Below are 16,732 nucleotides of genomic sequence, written 5' to 3'. Positions count from 1 at the left end.
CGATGGCTGCGATGAAGCCGCGGACGGGTGACGGGCCGCTGGAGGTCACCAAGGAAGGGCGAGGCATCGTCATGCGGGTCCCGCTCGAGGGTGGCGGACGCCTGGTGGTCGAGCTCAACGCGACCGAGGCCAGCGAGCTGGGTGAGGCGCTCCAGGCCGTGGTGGGCTGATTGCCCGCACGTGAGCGCCGGGCGGCCCGTCTCCCCGGGCTGCCACGCGCGCTGCCCGAGGTGGTCGGCGCCCGGGGTGCCCTGAGCGACGCGGCGCTCCTCGACGACACGCAGGTCGACGCGGTCGTCGTGGCCGTCGCGCCTCCGCGCGAGGCCGAGGACGGTCTGCAACCGCGCGCGGGGACCGTCGACGCCACTGTGCGGTACGGCGTCGACCTGGCGGAGCTCGCCGAGCGCGCGGGCGGGCGTGCCTTCCGCGGCGCCTCCGGAGAGGTCGTGCGCGTCGACCTGCCGCGCGCGCACGCCGGGTCCGCGACGCGGCTCCCGTGGGTCGGCCTGCCTCCCCGGATCCTGCTGCTCGGGGTGGGGACCGGGACGACGACGGACCTCCGGCGCGCCGGCGCCGCGCTCGCTCGCGCGTCGCGCGGCCTGGAGCGCGTCGTCAGCGCCGCCACCGCCGACGCGGGCCCCGACGAGGTCCGGGCGTTCGTCGAGGGCTACCTGCTCGCCGCGTACGACCAGCCCCGCCAGAGCGGGTCACCACGGCCCGCGGCGGAGGCACCCGCGGAGCAGCTCGTCCTGCTCACGCCCGAGGACCGGCCCGACGTCACGACGCCGATCGAGGCCGCGCACCGCGCGGCGGCGGCGACCTGGCTGGTGCGCGACCTCGCCAACATCCCGTCCGACGTGAAGGACCCGGCGTGGTTCGCCGACCGCGCGGTCGAGCTGGCCGACGCGCTCGGGCTCGACACGACGGTCCGCGGCCCCGCCGAGCTCGGTGCCGAGGGCTTCGGGGCGACCCTGGCGGTCGGGGCGGGCTCCGCGCGCCCACCGCGCCTCGTGACGGTCACCTACGACCCCGCCGACCACGGCGTCCTCCCGGTGGAGGCGGGCTCCGCCGCGCGGCACGTCGTCGTCGTCGGCAAGGGCATCACGTACGACACGGGCGGGCTCTCCATCAAGCCGCGCGAGGCGATGGTGCCGATGAAGACCGACATGGCGGGCGCCGCCGTCGCCCTGGCGGTCGTGCTCGGCGCCGCGCGCGCACGCTCCGACCGGCGGGTCACCGCGGTGCTCCCGCTGGCCGAGAACCACGTGGGCGCCGCCTCGTACCGCCCGGGGGACGTCCTGCGCACCTGGTCGGGTCGGACGGTCGAGGTGGCGAACACCGACGCGGAGGGCCGGCTCGTCCTCGCCGACGCGATCGCGTACGCCGTGGCCGAGCTCGCGCCCGACGTGCTCGTCGACGTCGCGACCCTGACCGGAGCGGCGAGCCTCGGGCTCGGCCGCGGGCACGGCGCGCTGTTCGCCACGGACGACACCGTGGCCGGGGCGCTGGAGGACGCGGCGCTCGCCACCGGCGAGCGCGTGTGGCGGCTGCCGCTCGTCGAGGACTACGCGGGCGCCCTGCGCTCGGACGTCGCCGACCTCCGCCACGTCCCCGTCGAGAGCCCGGGCGGCGGGTCGATCACGGCCGCGCTGTTCCTGCGCGAGTTCGTCGGGGACGTGCCCTGGGCGCACCTCGACGTCGCCGGTCCGGCGCGGGCGACGGCCGACCGGCACGAGGTCGTCGCCGGGGCCACCGGGTACGGCGCGAGGCTCCTGCTCGAGGCGATCGACCGGCTCTGACCGTCGCCGGCGTCAGCGGCGCACGGCGAGCAGGAGGCCGTCGCCGCTCGGGAGCAGCGCCGGCAGGACGCGCTCGTCCGAGCGCAGCGACCGGCCCACCTCGCGGACGATCGTCGTCACCTCGTCGCGCCGCGCCGGGTCGGCGACCCGGTCGTGCGACAGCGCGCCGTCGACCGCGAGCACGCCGCCCGGGCGGAGCAGGCGCAGGCCCTGCTCGACGTACTCGGGATAGCTGTGCTTGTCCGCCCCCACGAGCACGAGGTCGTAGGCGCCGTCGGTGAGGCGGGGGAGGACCTCGCTCGCACGACCCGGGATGGTGCGGGTCCGTGCCGAGGGCACGCCCTCCTCCGCGAAGGCCTCCTTCGCGGCGCGCTGGTGCTCGACCTCGACGTCGATCGTCGTGAGCACGCCGTCCGCCGGCATGCCGCGCAGGAGCCAGAGCGACGCCACGCCGGTACCGGTGCCGATCTCGACCACCGCGCGGGCGGCCAGCGAGGCCGCGAGCACCTGGAGCACCGCCCCCACGCCGGGGAGGACCGTCGGGCAGCCGAGCTCGGCGGCGCGGTCGCGCGCACGCAGGAGGACCTCGTCCTCGGGGACGAACTCCTCGCTGTACACCCAGCTCGCCGCCTTGGCGCTGCGGTGGGTGCCGACGTCGCTGGTGATCGGTGCCTCCTGGTGGTCCGTCGTCCGCGCGTGCGGCCCGGGACGGGACGTCCCCGGCGGGTGCGCTGCCTCGGATCGTACCCGCCCCCTCCCACGGCGGCCCGCTCCCGCGCCGCGCGTGTGTGCACGGGCCGTGGACGTCGCGCGCACGTCCCGCGCGGGAGGGGGAACACCGGGAGGATGCCGGACGTTCTTCTGGGACGATGGACGACGTGGACGACGCACGACCAGGGACGAGCACGCACGGGACGCAGGACGGGAGCGGGTGGGTGCCGCCGTCGTGGGACCAGATCGTCCGCGAGCACTCGGCACGCGTCTACCGGCTCGCGTACCGCCTCACCGGCAACCGGCACGACGCCGAGGACCTCACGCAGGAGACGTTCGTCCGGGTGTTCCGCTCGCTGTCGAGCTACACGCCCGGCACGTTCGAGGGCTGGCTGCACCGGATCACGACGAACCTCTTCCTCGACCAGGTGCGGCGCAAGCAGCGGATCCGCATGGAGGCCATGGGCGACGACGACGGCCAGTACCCGGCCCGCTCCGAGGCCCAGCCGGAGCGCGGCTTCGAGCACGCCAACCTCGACCACGACGTGCAGCGCGCGCTCGACGCGCTCTCGCCCGAGTACCGGGCCGCCGTCGTGCTGTGCGACATCGAGGGCCTGTCCTACGAGGAGATCGCCGTGACGCTCGGGATCAAGCTCGGCACGGTCCGCTCCCGCATCCACCGCGCACGGTCCCAGCTCCGCGCCGCCCTCCCGCACCGCGACCCCGCGGACCGCCCGGCGTCGGACGACGTGCCGACGCCCGTGGTCGCCCGGGGGGTGGCGTGACGCACCTCGGCTCCCGCCTCTCCGCGCTCGTCGACGGGCAGCTCACGCCCGCCGAGGCGGAGCGTGCGCTCGAGCACGTGGCGTGCTGCCCGCGGTGCGCCGCCGAGCTGTCGGCGGCGCGCGCCGCGCGCCGGGCGCTGAGCTCCGCCGGGCCGGTCGAGCCCGCGCCCGACCTCGCGGCCCGTCTGCTCGCGCTGTCCGCCCAGATCCCCTCGACCGACGGCGACCCGCTGCGCTCCGCGCCCGTCGCAGGCGACCCCTGGACGCAGCCCGTCCCCCTCCCGCGCGGCGCCTGGAGCGGCGAGGTGCGCCGGGGGGCGGTGCGCCGACGGGTCGTCGGGCTGGTCGTGGGCGGTGTCGGCGTGGCCGCGATCGGCCTCTTCGCGCTCGGGGAGAGCCCGGTCGTCACCCCCGACCTCCATCGCAGCGACCCCCTCAACGTGCTGGCGCAGGCCGCGCCCCGGGCCACCGGGGCGCTCGTGGTGGGCGGGGCGCGCGCCTCGGACCGGTCCGCGGGCGGCGAGGCGTCCGACGGCGACGGCGCCGCGGCGCTCGCGGCGCTCGACGCCCAGGGCTGGACCTGCCCGACGGCGCTCCCGGCGGGCTTCAGCGTGGTCGACGTGCGGGACGACGCCGCGCGGGGCGTCGTCGAGATCGACCTCGAGGCGCCGGGCGGCGAGGCCGTCGTGCGCGAGCAGTCGGGTCTCCTGGACACCGCCGCGCTCGCGGGCGGGGAGACCTGGGACGTCGACGGCCGCCGGGTGCACGTGCTGTCCGAGGCGCCGTGGCACGTCGTCTGGCAGTCCGGCGACACGGTGATCGACGTCGTCGCCGACACCGAGCAGGAGACGGTCGCCGCCCTCGTGGCGGCCTTCCCGGCCCGTGACTACGATGCCGGGGTCCCGGCGCGCATCTCCCGGGGCTGGACGACCATGACAGGAGCGCTCGGCACCTCATGACCGACCCCCAGACGGGCCCTCAGCCCGGCCGTCAGACCGGCACCGAGCACCCCGGGGCGCCCGACGCCGCACGGAACCCGTTCGCGCCGCCGTCCGCGTACCGCAGCGTGCCGCCCGTCCCGCCGTCCGCGCCGGTCGGCCCCGGTCCGGTCCCGCCCCCGCCGGGCGCGGCCGTCCCGCCCCCGAGCGGGCCCCCGCCGGTCCCTGCTCCGGACGTCGCGCAGCCCGTCGCGCAGGATCCCGCGGACCCGTGGCAGACCCTGCGCTCGTTCGGCGAGCCCGAGCCGCCGTCGGCGCCGACGCGACCCGGCGGCTCGGTGGACCCGACGCTCGTCGGGGTGCCGCGGGGTCCCGCGTCGCCGTCGCCGGGGCGCGGGCTGCGACCCGCCGTGGTGGCGGGCGTCGCCGTGCTGGCGCTCGTCGCGGGAGCGCTCGGCGGCGTCGCCGCCGACCGGCTCCTCGGGCAGGACACGCCCGGGGCGTACTCGTCGGCCCTGCCGCCGGCGAGCGTCGAGCCGGGCGCCGACCGCCCTGCGGGCTCGGTGGCGGACATCGCGGCCACGGTGCTGCCGAGCGTCGTCTCGCTCCAGGTCCGCGGGTCCGACGGCGTCGCCACGGGGTCCGGCTTCGTCCTCCGCGAGGACGGGTACATCCTCACGAACAACCACGTGGTCGCGGGGGCCGCCGACGGCGGGGACGTCGTCGTGCTGTTCTCGGACGGGCACGAGAGCCCGGCCGAGCTGGTCGGCCGGACCGTCGACTACGACCTGGCCGTCGTGAAGGTCGACGACTCAGGTCTGACACCGCTCGCGCTCGGCGACTCCGACGCCGTCGTCGTCGGGGACCCCGTGGTCGCGGTCGGAGCTCCGCTCGGTCTCAACGGGACCGTCACCACGGGCATCATCAGCGCGCTCAACCGCCCGGTCCAGGCCGGCGCCGCGGCCGAGACGGCGTTCATCAACGCGATCCAGACCGACGCGGCGATCAACCCCGGCAACTCCGGAGGCCCGCTCGTCAACGGACGCGGCGAGGTCGTGGGCATCAACTCCGCCATCGCGCAGCCGCCGGGCAGCGCCTCGGCGACGGGGAGCATCGGTCTCGGCTTCGCCATCCCGTCCAACCAGGCGCGCCGGACCGCGGAGCAGCTCATCGCCGACGGCGTCGCGACCTACCCCGTGATCGGCGTGCTGCTCGACCAGCGGTACCAGGGCGAGGGCGTCCAGGTGTCGACCGACTCGCAGTCCGGGACGCCCGCGGTCACGCCCGACGGCCCGGCCGACGCCGCCGGGATCCGGCCCGGAGACGTGATCCTCTCGATCGACGGCCGGCCCGTCACCGAGTCGGACGAGCTCATCGTCGCGATCCGGGCGAAGGCCCCGGGAGACGCCGTGACGCTGCGGGTCCGCACGGGGGACCAGGAGCGCGACGTCCGCGTCGTCCTCGACGAGGCCACGAGCGAGTAGTCTGTCGGCGTGTTCGGGATCAACGGAGCCGAGTTCATCGTGCTCCTCGTCGTGGCGGTCGTCGTCATCGGTCCTGAGCGTCTGCCGCGCTACGCGGAACAGCTCGGGTCGTTCGTCCGCTCGGCCCGAGGGTATCTGCGGGACGCCAAGGCCCGCGTGGACGCCGAGATCGGGGACGAGATCGCGGACGTCGACTGGTCGAAGCTCGACCCCCGCCAGTACGACCCGCGCCGGATCGTGCGCGAGGCGCTCCTCGACGACGAGCCCGTGCGCGAGCGGGTCGCGCCGCCCCCGCCACCTGCCCCCTCGCCGGTGCCGCCGGGCAGCCCCGCACCGTTCGACGACGAGGCCACCTGAGGCCGTCGCCGACCGTCCGCGCGACGGGAGGCGATTCGTTCCGGCACGGCACCACCTGTCAGAATGGGGCAATGTCCATCGAGGCGACGCACACCGGTCCGGCACCGGTCCCGGAGACCGCGCAGGCGACCGGGAACCCGACCAGCACCCAGCCCCGGATCCTCTCCGGCATGCAGCCCACGGAGGACTCGCTGCAGCTCGGGAACTACATCGGCGCCCTGCGCCAGTGGGTCGCCCTCCAGGACTCCTACGACGCGCTGTACTGCGTCGTCGACCTCCACGCCCTGACGGTCAACCCCGACCCGGAGCGCCTGCGCGAGCGGACGCGTCGCACGGCGGCGCAGTACCTCGCCGGCGGCGTCGACCCGGAGCGGTCCGCGCTCTTCGTGCAGTCGCACGTGCCGCAGCACGCGGAGCTCTCCTGGGTCCTGTCCTGCCAGACGGGCTTCGGCGAGGCCGGCCGCATGACCCAGTTCAAGGACAAGTCCGCGAAGCAGGGCGCCGACGGCACGACCGTGGGGCTCTTCACCTACCCCGTCCTCATGGCGGCCGACATCCTGCTCTACGACGCCGCCCTCGTGCCGGTCGGGGAGGACCAGCGCCAGCACCTCGAGCTCACCCGTGACCTCGCCGAGCGGCTCAACGCCCGCTTCGGCGACGGGACGGCCGTCGTGCCGGAGGCGCACATCGTCCGCTCGGTGGCCAAGATCTACGACCTCCAGGAACCGACGGCGAAGATGAGCAAGTCCTCGTCGAACGGCAAGGGCGTCATCTGGCTCCTCGACGACCCGAAGGTCGCCGCGAAGCGGATCCGGTCCGCCGCGACGGACTCGGACTCCGAGATCCGGTACGACCCGGTCGCCAAGCCCGGCGTGTCCAACCTCCTCACCATCTACTCCGCGCTCACCGGCCGGGACGTCGAGGCGATCGCCGCCGAGTACGACGGCCAGGGGTACGGACGGCTCAAGGTCGACCTCGCCGACGTCGTGGTCGACTTCCTCGTGCCGTTCCAGGAGCGGGCCAACACCTACCTCGCGGACCCCGCCGAGCTCGACGCGGTGCTCGCACGCGGTGCCCAGAAGGCGCGCGAGATCGCTGCCGGGACGCTCGCGCGCATCTACGACCGCGTCGGCCTCCTGCCCGTCGGGGGGCCGACCGCGTGAACCTCCCGGAGCGTGGGCCGGACCAGGTACGGATCGGCATCGCGATCGAGGTGCCCGAGCCCTTCGCGACGCAGCTCCAGGACGCGCGCGCACGGTTCGGCGACCCGCTCGCGCGGTCGATCCCGCCGCACGTCACGCTCCTCGGGCCCACCGTGCTCGACCCGGCCGAGCTCGACGCGGCGCGCGCCCACCTCGCCGCCGTCGCCTCGACCGCGGCGCCGTTCCAGGTCCACCTGCGCGGCAGCGCGACGTTCCGGCCGATCTCGCCGGTCGTGTTCATCCAGGTGGTCGAGGGCATCGCCGAGTGCGAGCACCTCGAGAGCGCCATCCGCACCGGTCCGCTCGCCCAAGAGCTCCGGTTCAACTACCACCCGCACGTGACCGTCGCGCACGAGGTCCCGGACGCCGCGCTCGACGCCGCGTTCGAGGAGATGGCCACCTACGAGGCGCGGTTCGAGGTCGCCGGGTTCTCCCTCTACGAGCACGGCGACGACGGCGTGTGGCGCCCCGGACAGGTCTTCCCGCTCACCGCGGATGCCGGGACCGCGCCCTCCTCGTAGGGTTCGGGGCGTGACGCTGCCTCCCTCCGCCGCTCCCAGCGCCGTCCGGCGCACGAGGGAACGCGTGGAGGCGCTCGTCGAGTGGTGGAAGGACAGCCGTCCCGGGCGCGCGACCTACCGCTACCTGTACGCACGCGGTGCCCTGCTGTGCGGCGGCATCGCCTACTCGGCCCTGTTCTCCCTCTTCGCCGCGCTGACCATCGGCTACACCGTCTTCATGCAGGTCCTCGGCGGGAGCCAAGAGCTCATGGACGCCGTGTTCGGCGAGATCAACGAGCTCGTCCCCGGCCTCATCGCGGTCGACGGGGAGAAAGGCGTGATCGACCCGGACGACCTCCTCCTCCCGCCCGGCCTCAGCGTCACGAGCATCGTCGCCGGGGTCGTGCTGCTCTTCTCGGTCGTCTCCTTCTTGTACCACCTGCGCGGCGCCGTCCGGACGATGTTCGGCGTCAGCGACATCGGGCAGAGCCCCGTCCTCGCGCGCGCACGCGCCCTCCTCGGCTTCTTCCTCCTGGCGCTGAGCATGCTCGTCTCCGCCGTCGCGAGCATCGCCGTCTCCTCGATCGGCTACCAGCTCCTGGAGGCGCTCGGGCTCTCCGGAGGGCCCGCGATCCTCGTCACCGGCGCCGGGCTCGTGGTGAGCGTCCTGCTCGACGCGCTCGTCGTCGTCGTGGTGGTCACGCTGCTGGCCGGCGTCCACGTGCGCCGCCGCGACCTCCTCGTCGGGTCGCTCACCGCCGCCGTCGCGTTCGGCGTCCTGCGCTACCTCGGGTCGTCGTTCGTCGCGGGCAGCGCCAGCAGGAACGCGCTCCTCGCGTCGTTCGCCGTCCTCGTGACGCTCCTCATTCTCGTCAACTTCACCGCGCGCATCCTCCTCGCGGTGTGCGCCTGGATGGCGAACCCGCCCCGCCCGCCCGACCCGGAGCCCGACGGCCCCCGGCACGCCCGCGAGGGTCGCCCGGAGCTCCCCGTCGTCGACGGCACCCCCACGACCGACGCCCGGCACGCGCGCGTCGCCCGGCACGCGGCGTCCGCGGACGTCGGGGTCTCCGTCGTGGCCGTGTCGACGGAGGAGCGTCTCCGCGCCGGGCAAGGGTCCGGCCGACCCTGGAGCCCGATCGTCCGCGGTGTACGCCGCGCTCGCCTCCCGCGCGGCGCGTAGCGGTCGGCGTCTGCGCCGGGTACGCGGTCAGGGTTTCGTGCCTGCGGGGTCGGGTCCGCGGTGGCGGGCGGTTCCTGGTCGAGATGCGAGTAGTGGCCCCTGCGGGCCTCGTTCTCGGGGCGATTTCTCGCTTCTCGTCAGCACGCGTGCGGCTCGTGGTGGCGCGTGGCGTCGTCGGCCGTGGGGCGGGCCGAGTGCGACGGGTCGACGTGTCGGCGGGTCAGGGATCTGGCCTGGGCCTGGAGGCTCGGGGGAGCGCTGACAGGTGCGGTCACGGCTCGACCACGCGGACCGCGAAGCCCCGTACGGACGGCGCAGGGCGCCGACCGTGGCGGTCGGCGCCCTGCGTGCGGGACGTGCGGGGGATCAGAAGGCGCGCGTGATCATCGCGCGCTTGACCTCCTGGATCGCCTTCGTGACCTCGATGCCGCGGGGGCAGGCCTCGGTGCAGTTGAAGGTCGTGCGGCAGCGCCACACGCCCTCCTTGTCGTTGAGGATCTCGAGGCGCTGCGTGGCGCCCTCGTCGCGGCTGTCGAAGATGAACCGGTGCGCGTTGACGATCGCGGCGGGGCCGAAGTACTGGCCGTCGGTCCAGAACACCGGGCACGACGACGTGCACGCCGCGCACAGGATGCACTTGGTGGTGTCGTCGAAGCGCTCGCGCTGCTCCGCGGACTGGAGGCGCTCCTTGCTGGGCTCGTTCCCGGACGTGATGAGGAACGGCATGATCTCGCGGTAGGAAGCGAAGAACGGCTCCATGTCCACGACGAGGTCCTTGACCACGGGCAGGCCCTTGATGGGCTCGACCGTGATGGGCTTGTCGGGGTTGACGTCCTTGAGCAGCGTCTTGCACGCGAGACGGTTGCGGCCGTTGATGCGCATCGCGTCGGACCCGCACACCCCGTGCGCGCACGAGCGGCGGAACGTGAGCGAGCCGTCGTGCTCCCACTTGATCTTGTGGAGCGCGTCGAGCACGCGGTCGGTGCCGTGCGCGAGGACGGTGAACTCGTCCCAGTACGCCTCCTCGCCGTGCTCCGACTCGGGGGAGTAGCGGCGGACGCGGAGCGTGACCTCGAACGAGGGGATCTCTCCGGCCTTGGCCTCGGCGGCCGGGCTCTCGAGTGTGGCAGTCATCAGTACTTCCGCTCCATGGGCTCGTACCGGGTCTGGGTGACGGGCTTGGAGCCCAGGGCGACCTTGTAGCCGTCGAACTCCTCGACGTGGTCGAAGTAGCCGGCGACGTGCCCGTCGGCGACGTCGCTGGCCGAGGTGGGACGGCGGTACGCCATCGTGTGCAGCATGTAGTTGGCGTCGTCGCGGTCGGGGTAGTCCTCGCGGTAGTGACCGCCGCGCGACTCCTTGCGGTTGATCGCCGCGACGACGGTGACCTCGGCGATGTCGAGGAGGAACCCGAGCTCGATGGCCTCGAGCAGATCCGTGTTGAACAGCCGACCCTTGTCCTGGACCGAGACGTTCTTGTACCGCTTCTGCAGGTCGCGGATGTCCGCGAGGGCCTGGTTGAGCGACTCGCCGGTGCGGAACACCTGGGCGTTGGCGTCCATGGTCTCCTGGAGCGCCTTGCGGACGTCGGCGACGCGCTCGCCGTCGGGACGGTTGCGCATCTCCTCGAGCTGCGCGATCACGGCCGCGGCGGGGTTCTCCGGGAGCTCGGTGTAGGAGGCCGTCGCGGCGTACGCGGCGGCGGTGCGGCCCGCGCGCTTGCCGAAGACGTTGATGTCGAGCAGCGAGTTGGTCCCGAGGCGGTTCGAGCCGTGGACGCTCACGCACGCGACCTCGCCGGCGGCGTAGAGGCCCTTGACGACGTTGTGGCTGTCGCGCAGGACCTCGGCCTCGACGTTGGTCGGGATGCCGCCCATCGCGTAGTGCGCCGTCGGGTACACGGGCACGGGCTCGGTGTAGGGCTCGATGCCGAGGTACGTGCGGGCGAACTCGGTGATGTCGGGGAGCTTCGCGTCGATGTGCGCGGGCTCGAGGTGCGTGAGGTCGAGCAGGACGTAGTCCTTGTTCGGCCCGGCGCCGCGGCCCTCGCGGACCTCGTTCGCCATGGACCGGGCGACGATGTCGCGCGGCGCGAGGTCCTTGATGGTGGGGGCGTAGCGCTCCATGAAGCGTTCGCCGTCCGCGTTGCGCAGGATGCCGCCCTCGCCGCGGGCGGCCTCCGACAGGAGGATGCCGAGGCCAGCCAGGCCGGTCGGGTGGAACTGGAAGAACTCCATGTCCTCGAGCGGCAGGCCGCGACGGTACGCCAGCGCCATGCCGTCGCCCGTGAGCGTGTGCGCGTTGGACGTCGTCTTGAAGATCTTGCCCGCGCCACCGGTGGCGAAGATGATCGCCTTCGCCTGGAAGACGTGGATCTCGCCGGTCGCCAGGTCGTAGGCGACGACGCCGGTCGCGGTGACCGTCTCGCCGTCGGGGATCTCGCCCGTGGAGAGGTCGTGGTCGGTGATGAGGTCGAGCACGTAGAACTCGTTGAAGAACTCCACGTCCTGCTTGACGCACTGCTGGTAGAGCGTCTGGAGGATCATGTGGCCGGTGCGGTCCGCGGCGTAGCAGGAGCGGCGCACCGCGGCCTCGCCGTGGTTGCGGGTGTGCCCGCCGAACCGGCGCTGGTCGATGCGGCCCTCGGGCGTGCGGTTGAAGGGCAGGCCCATGCGCTCGAGGTCGAGGACCGCGTCGATGGCCTCCTTGGCCATGATCTCCGCGGCGTCCTGGTCGACGAGGTAGTCGCCGCCCTTGACCGTGTCGAACGTGTGCCACTCCCAGTTGTCCTCCTCCACGTTCGCGAGGGCGGCGCACATGCCGCCCTGCGCGGCGCCCGTGTGCGAGCGCGTGGGGTACAGCTTGGAGATGACGGCCGTGCGGACCTTGCCGGACGACTCCAGCGCCGCGCGCATCCCGGCGCCGCCTGCGCCGACGATGACGACGTCGTACTGATGGGTTTGCATCGGGGTCGATGCCTCCTGGGAGAGAGCCGGGTGGAGCGAGAAGACGGGGGCGAGCTGCGGGAGGTGCTCAGGCCGTGCAGAACGACGCGAGCAGCTCGGCCGGAGCGTTCGCGGGGCACGGGTCGAACGTGAAGATCACGAGCGTGCCGAGGACCGTGACGATCGTGAACGCGAGGTACAGCGCGAGCTTGAGGACGAGGCGAGTGCCGTCACGCTCGGCGTAGTCGTTGATGATCGTGCGCACGCCGTTGGTGCCGTGGAACATGGCCAGCCACAGCATGAGCAGGTCCCAGATCTGCCAGAACGGCGAGGCCCACTTGCCGGCGACGAAGCCGAAGTCGATCGCGTGCACGCCCTCGCCGACCATGAGGTTGACGAAGAGGTGACCGAAGATCAGCACGATCAGCACGACGCCGGAGGCGCGCATGAAGATCCAGCTGTACAGCTCGTAGTTGCTGCGCGTGGCCTTGCGGCGCTTGTACGGGTCGCGCGGGCTCGCGACCGCCGAGGCCGTGGTCGTGGTCGACATCAGTGCCCCCCTCCGAAGACGTTCATGAGGTGACGCGGCAGGAAGCCCGCCATCGTCACGACGAAGAGGCCGACGACGATCCAGAGCATGGTGCGCTGGTACCGCGGGCCCTTGGCCCAGAAGTCGATGAGGATGATGCGGATGCCGTTGAAGGCGTGGAAGACGATGGCCGCGACCAGTCCCGCCTCGCCCAGGCCCATGATCGGCGTCTGGTACGTCCCGATGACGGCGTTGTAGGCCTCGGGCGACACCCGGACGAGCGCCGTGTCGAGCACGTGGACGAGCAGGAAGAAGAAGATGAGCACGCCGGTCACGCGATGCGCGACCCACGACCACATGCCTTCACGGCCGCGGTAGAGCGTGCCAGCTGGTGCACTGGGCACTTTGGGGGCCTCCTGTGGCGAGATCAGGGGGGAGATGTCAGGTTCCGGCCCTGGCCCGGAACTCCCTCAGTCCGGACCGCGGGACCGTCGTCGGCATCGGTCTCTGGGCTTCCACCATAGTGACATCGGCGTCATGATGCGGACCGTCGGAGGCGGCGGAACGCCCCTGCGCGGGGGGTTTGTGACTGATCCCACAGCCCGCGGGGGAACTGTGCGGCTCACTATGCTGCCCTCATGGCCTCCTCGTCCGCCGGGCCGATCCCCGGCTTCCACGCCGTCGTCCCGGCAGGAGGCGCGGGCACGCGGCTGTGGCCGCTCTCGCGCGCCGGCTCGCCCAAGTTCCTCCTCGACCTCACCGGCTCGGGCCGCTCGCTCCTGCAGGCGACGGTGGACCGGCTCGTCCCGCTCGCGGGAGAGCAGGGCGTCGTGCTCGTCACGGGGGACCGGCACGTCGCCGCCGCACGCACCCAGCTCCCCGGCCTGCCGGCCGAGAACGTGCTCGCGGAGCCGTCGCCCCGGGACTCGATGGCGGCCATCGGCCTCGCCGCGGCGGTGCTCGAGGCGCGGCACGGCGACGTCGTCGTCGGCTCGTTCGCCGCGGACCAGGTGATCACGGGGCGCGACTCCTTCGAGTCGTCGGTGCGCGAGGCGGTGGAGGCGGCCCGCGCGGGCTACGTGGTGACGATCGGCATCGCGGCGTCGCGGCCGTCGACGGCGTTCGGGTACGTCCACAGCGGCGCGCCGCTCGGCGTCGCGGGGGCGCCGAGCGCGCAGCACGTGCGCGGCTTCACGGAGAAGCCGGACTCCGCGACCGCGCAGCGCTACCTCGCGTCCGGCGAGTACCGGTGGAACGCCGGCATGTTCATCGTCCGGTCGTCGGTCCTCCTGGGGCACCTCGCGGACCAGCGCCCGGAGCTGCACGACGGCCTGCGCGCGATCGCCGCGGCGTGGGACGGCCCCGACCGCGACCGCGTGCTCGCGGAGCGCTGGCCCGCGCTCGAGCGGATCGCGATCGACCACGCGGTCGCCGAGCCCGTCGCGGCCGTGGGCGGCGTGGCCGTCGTCCCCGGCACGTTCGGCTGGGACGACGTGGGGGACTTCAACTCGCTCGCCGCGCTGCTGCCCTCGGTCGACGGCGCCGGCTCGAAGGTCCTCGGTGACACGGGTCGGGTCGTCCGTCGCGAGAGCGCAGGGTCCGTGGTCGTGCCGGCGAGCGACCGGGTCGTCACGGTGCTGGGCCTCGACGACGTCGTGGTCGTCGACACCCCCGACGCGCTGCTCGTCACCACGCGTGCGCGGGCCCAGCAGGTGAAGTCGATGGTCGACACGGTGCGCGAGCTCGGGATGGACGAGCTCCTGTGACCGCCGACGTGACCCTCGCCGCCCGCATCGCCGCCGCCGCGGCCCGCCACGTGGACGAGGTCGTGGCGATCCGCCGCGACCTCCACGCCCACCCGGAGGTCTCGCGCGCCGAGACGCGGACGACGGCGCTGCTCGCCGACCGGTTGCGCGCCGCGGGGCTCGAGCCGCGGCTCCTGCCGGGCACGGGCCTCGTGTGCGACGTCGGCCCGCAGCCCGGGGACGGGGCGGCCACGGGGTCGCCCGTCCCGGGCCGCGTCGCCCTGCGGGCCGACATCGACGCGCTGCCGCTCCAGGACAGGTGCGACCTCCCGTGGGCCTCGACGGTCCCGGGCGTCGCCCACGCCTGCGGCCACGACGTGCACACCGCGGTGGTGCTGGGTGCCGGCCTCGTCCTCGCCGACCTCCACGCGCAGGGCGAGCTGCGCCGCGGCGTGCGGCTCGTCTTCCAGCCCGCGGAGGAGGTCCAGCCCGGCGGGTCGCTCGACGTCCTCGCCGCGGGCGCGATGGACGGCGTCGACGAGATCTACGCGGTGCACTGCGACCCCAAGGTCGACGTGGGCCGCATCGGGACGCGCATCGGTCCGATCACGTCGGCGTCCGACGAGGTCTCCGTGACCATCGCCTCGCCCGGGGGACACACCTCGCGCCCGCACCTCACGGGTGACGTCGTCTACGCGCTGGGTCAGGTCATCACGCAGGTCCCCGCGGTGCTGGGCCGGCGGCTGGACCCGCGCTCGGGCGTGAACCTCACGTGGGGCGCCGTGCACGCGGGGTCGGCGCACAACGCGATCCCGAGCACCGGGACGGTGCGCGGCACGCTGCGCTGCCTCGACGTGCGCGCGTGGGAGTTCGCGGGTCAGGTGCTGCACGACGCGGTCGAGCAGGTCGTCGCGCCGTACGAGGTCGAGGTGACCGTGCACCACACGCGCGGCGTGCCGCCGGTGGAGAACGACGAGCGCTGCACGGGTCTGCTCGAGGCGGCCGCGCGCGACGTCCTCGGCCCCGACTCCGTGCTGCTCACGGAGCAGTCGCTCGGCGGGGAGGACTTCGCCTGGTACCTCACGAAGGTCCCCGGCGCGATGGCCCGGCTGGGCACGCGGACGCCCGGCGGGCGCAGCTACGACATCCACCAGGGCGACCTGCAGGTCGACGAGCGCGCGGTGGACGCCGGGATGCGCCTGCTCGCCCGTGTCGCCGCCGGTCAGGACGGGTGAAGCGGTCCCGACTCGTGGACAGGCGTGTGTCACGCCTCAGACGCAAAGTGACGCTTGCATAACGAAGCAGCGGCGTTACCGACAAGTAACGTGCAAGACCCGTCGGGCTGATTAGTGTTCGGTCCTATAGAGGCCGACGGACCGGTCCTCCCGTGCAACGGCGCTCGGGAGGGCCCAGGGGTCCTTCCCTGCGCGGCCCTGCTACGAGAACGACAGGAGCTATCAGGTGAAGAGAGCGACTCAGGTCACCGCGCTCGCGGCGGTCGCCGCGCTCGCGCTGGCCGCGTGCGGCGCCGCGCCCGAGGACGACGAGACGACCGGCGGCGGCGAGAACACCGCGGGCGGCAACTCCGACTTCTCCGCGTGCATGGTGTCCGACGCCGGCGGGTTCGACGACCAGTCCTTCAACCAGTCGGGCTACGAGGGCCTCATGCAGGCCAAGGACGAGCTCGGCATCACGACCCACGAGGTCGAGTCGCAGGCGGACACGGACTACGCGCCCAACATCGACAGCCTGGTGCAGCAGGGCTGCAACCTCATCATCGGCGTCGGCTTCCTCCTCGAGGACCCGATCCAGACCGCTGCCGAGGCCAACCCCGACACGCACTTCGCGCTGATCGACTCCTCGTTCTCGGACGCGGACTTCAACCCGGTCGAGATCGACAACGCCAAGCCGATCCTCTTCAACACCGCCGAGGCCGCGTTCCTCGCCGGGTACCTCGCGGCGGGCATGACGGAGTCCGGCACGGTCGCCACGTTCGGCGGCATCCAGATCCCGTCGGTCGCGATCTTCATGGACGGCTACGTCGACGGCGTCGCGAAGTACAACGCGGACAACGGCACCGACGTCAAGGTCCTCGGCTGGGACAAGGCGGCCCAGACGGGCACGTTCACCGGCGACTTCGACAACCAGGCCAACGGCCAGAACGTCACGCAGGGCTTCATCGACCAGGGTGCGGACATCATCATGCCCGTCGCCGGTCCGGTGGGCCTGGGCGCGGCGGCCGCGGCCGAGGGCGCGGGCGCCAAGATCATCTGGGTCGACTCGGACGGCTTCCTCACGACGGACTACGGGAGCCTCATCCTCACGTCGGTCATGAAGCAGATCGGCCCGGCCGTGTTCGACACGGTGAAGGAGTCGGCGGACGGCAACTTCACCAACGAGCCGTACGTCGGCACGCTGGAGAACGAGGGCGTCGGCCTCGCGCCGTTCCACGACTTCGAGGACGCCGTCCCGGCGGAGCTCCAGGACCAGCTCGCGCAGTACCAGGAGCAGATCATCGCGGGCGACCTCGTCATCGAGTCGCCGAACGCGCCGT

At 73.4% G+C, this 16,732-nt stretch carries 17 protein-coding genes; 12 read left to right on the top strand and 5 right to left on the bottom strand.

The genetic code is table 11. The features are described from left to right. The first annotated feature begins 2 nt into the window (after positions 1 to 2). Both ABWU78_RS13605 and ABWU78_RS13600 read left to right on the top strand, forming a co-directional pair. Positions 3 to 170 (top strand): DUF3117 domain-containing protein, encoded by a 168-nt coding sequence (locus ABWU78_RS13605; RefSeq protein WP_064506638.1) that lies wholly within the window; start codon positions 3 to 5, stop codon positions 168 to 170. Next, on the top strand, positions 171 to 1,799 hold the full coding sequence (locus ABWU78_RS13600; protein WP_253051079.1) for a leucyl aminopeptidase family protein: 1,629 nt from the start codon (positions 171 to 173) through the stop codon (positions 1,797 to 1,799). 12 nt (positions 1,800 to 1,811) lie between these two features. Here ABWU78_RS13600 and ABWU78_RS13595 read toward each other — a convergent pair whose 3' ends face one another. Next, positions 1,812 to 2,417, bottom strand: a complete 606-nt coding sequence (locus ABWU78_RS13595) for an O-methyltransferase (protein WP_269430019.1) — start codon at positions 2,415 to 2,417, stop codon at positions 1,812 to 1,814. A 251-nt stretch (positions 2,418 to 2,668) separates the two neighbouring features. Here ABWU78_RS13595 and sigE point away from each other — a divergent pair, with 251 nt between their 5' ends. The 7 genes from sigE to ABWU78_RS13560 all read left to right on the top strand — a co-directional run bounded on the left by sigE (position 2,669) and on the right by ABWU78_RS13560 (position 8,959). Continuing rightward, positions 2,669 to 3,295 (top strand): RNA polymerase sigma factor SigE, encoded by a 627-nt coding sequence (gene sigE, locus ABWU78_RS13590; RefSeq protein ID WP_439158691.1) that lies wholly within the window; start codon positions 2,669 to 2,671, stop codon positions 3,293 to 3,295. Continuing rightward, positions 3,292 to 4,254, top strand: a complete 963-nt coding sequence (locus ABWU78_RS13585; protein ID WP_253051081.1) for a zf-HC2 domain-containing protein — start codon at positions 3,292 to 3,294, stop codon at positions 4,252 to 4,254. The genes sigE and ABWU78_RS13585 overlap by 4 nt, the downstream gene beginning before the upstream one ends. Further along, positions 4,251 to 5,717 carry a S1C family serine protease gene (locus ABWU78_RS13580; RefSeq protein ID WP_253051082.1) on the top strand — a complete coding sequence of 489 codons (1,467 nt, stop codon included), beginning with the start codon at positions 4,251 to 4,253 and terminating at the stop codon, positions 5,715 to 5,717. The genes ABWU78_RS13585 and ABWU78_RS13580 overlap by 4 nt, the downstream gene beginning before the upstream one ends. A gap of 9 nt (positions 5,718 to 5,726) precedes the next feature. Further along, positions 5,727 to 6,074, top strand: coding sequence for a twin-arginine translocase TatA/TatE family subunit (locus ABWU78_RS13575; RefSeq protein WP_253051083.1), 348 nt, complete (start codon positions 5,727 to 5,729; stop codon positions 6,072 to 6,074). A gap of 71 nt (positions 6,075 to 6,145) precedes the next feature. After that, positions 6,146 to 7,237: a tryptophan--tRNA ligase gene (gene trpS, locus ABWU78_RS13570; protein ID WP_290444915.1), complete on the top strand. Its 1,092-nt coding sequence runs from the start codon at positions 6,146 to 6,148 to the stop codon at positions 7,235 to 7,237. Then, positions 7,234 to 7,797, top strand: coding sequence for a 2'-5' RNA ligase family protein (locus ABWU78_RS13565; protein WP_253051084.1), 564 nt, complete (start codon positions 7,234 to 7,236; stop codon positions 7,795 to 7,797). Before trpS ends, ABWU78_RS13565 begins: the two co-directional genes overlap by 4 nt. Before the next feature lie 10 nt (positions 7,798 to 7,807). After that, positions 7,808 to 8,959 (top strand): YihY/virulence factor BrkB family protein, encoded by a 1,152-nt coding sequence (locus ABWU78_RS13560; protein ID WP_439158690.1) that lies wholly within the window; start codon positions 7,808 to 7,810, stop codon positions 8,957 to 8,959. A gap of 366 nt (positions 8,960 to 9,325) precedes the next feature. Here the strand turns inward: ABWU78_RS13560 and ABWU78_RS13555 are convergent, their stop codons facing one another. From ABWU78_RS13555 to sdhC, 4 genes are all read right to left on the bottom strand, one after another. Then, entirely contained in the window at positions 9,326 to 10,093 is a 768-nt protein-coding gene (locus ABWU78_RS13555; protein ID WP_253051086.1) for a succinate dehydrogenase iron-sulfur subunit, read from the bottom strand. Then, on the bottom strand, positions 10,093 to 11,925 hold the full coding sequence (gene sdhA, locus ABWU78_RS13550; protein ID WP_253051087.1) for a succinate dehydrogenase flavoprotein subunit: 1,833 nt from the start codon (positions 11,923 to 11,925) through the stop codon (positions 10,093 to 10,095). Before sdhA ends, ABWU78_RS13555 begins: the two co-directional genes overlap by 1 nt. Positions 11,926 to 11,992: 67 nt before the next feature. Next, entirely contained in the window at positions 11,993 to 12,454 is a 462-nt protein-coding gene (locus ABWU78_RS13545; RefSeq protein WP_047233508.1) for a succinate dehydrogenase hydrophobic membrane anchor subunit, read from the bottom strand. Then, on the bottom strand, positions 12,454 to 12,837 hold the full coding sequence (gene sdhC, locus ABWU78_RS13540; protein WP_087471554.1) for a succinate dehydrogenase, cytochrome b556 subunit: 384 nt from the start codon (positions 12,835 to 12,837) through the stop codon (positions 12,454 to 12,456). Before sdhC ends, ABWU78_RS13545 begins: the two co-directional genes overlap by 1 nt. Positions 12,838 to 13,071: 234 nt before the next feature. On the opposite strand from sdhC, the gene ABWU78_RS13535 reads away from it, so the two are divergent. The 3 genes from ABWU78_RS13535 to ABWU78_RS13525 form a co-directional block, all read left to right on the top strand. Further along, positions 13,072 to 14,199 carry a mannose-1-phosphate guanylyltransferase gene (locus tag ABWU78_RS13535; protein WP_253051088.1) on the top strand — a complete coding sequence of 376 codons (1,128 nt, stop codon included), beginning with the start codon at positions 13,072 to 13,074 and terminating at the stop codon, positions 14,197 to 14,199. Then, a complete protein-coding gene (locus tag ABWU78_RS13530) occupies positions 14,196 to 15,413 on the top strand; it encodes an amidohydrolase (protein ID WP_253051089.1) in 1,218 nt (405 codons plus the stop codon). Before ABWU78_RS13535 ends, ABWU78_RS13530 begins: the two co-directional genes overlap by 4 nt. Before the next feature lie 226 nt (positions 15,414 to 15,639). Continuing rightward, positions 15,640 to 16,732: BMP family lipoprotein (locus ABWU78_RS13525; RefSeq protein WP_253051090.1), on the top strand; the 1,093-nt coding region annotated here is incomplete at its 3' end.

The sequence above is a fragment of the Cellulosimicrobium sp. CpK407 genome, assembly GCF_051844275.1.
GTDB classification, from domain to species: Bacteria; Actinomycetota; Actinomycetes; order Actinomycetales; family Cellulomonadaceae; genus Cellulosimicrobium; species Cellulosimicrobium cellulans_G.
The sequence above is the reverse complement of the archived record's forward strand: the minus strand, read 5'-3'. Positions and strand labels throughout refer to the sequence as shown.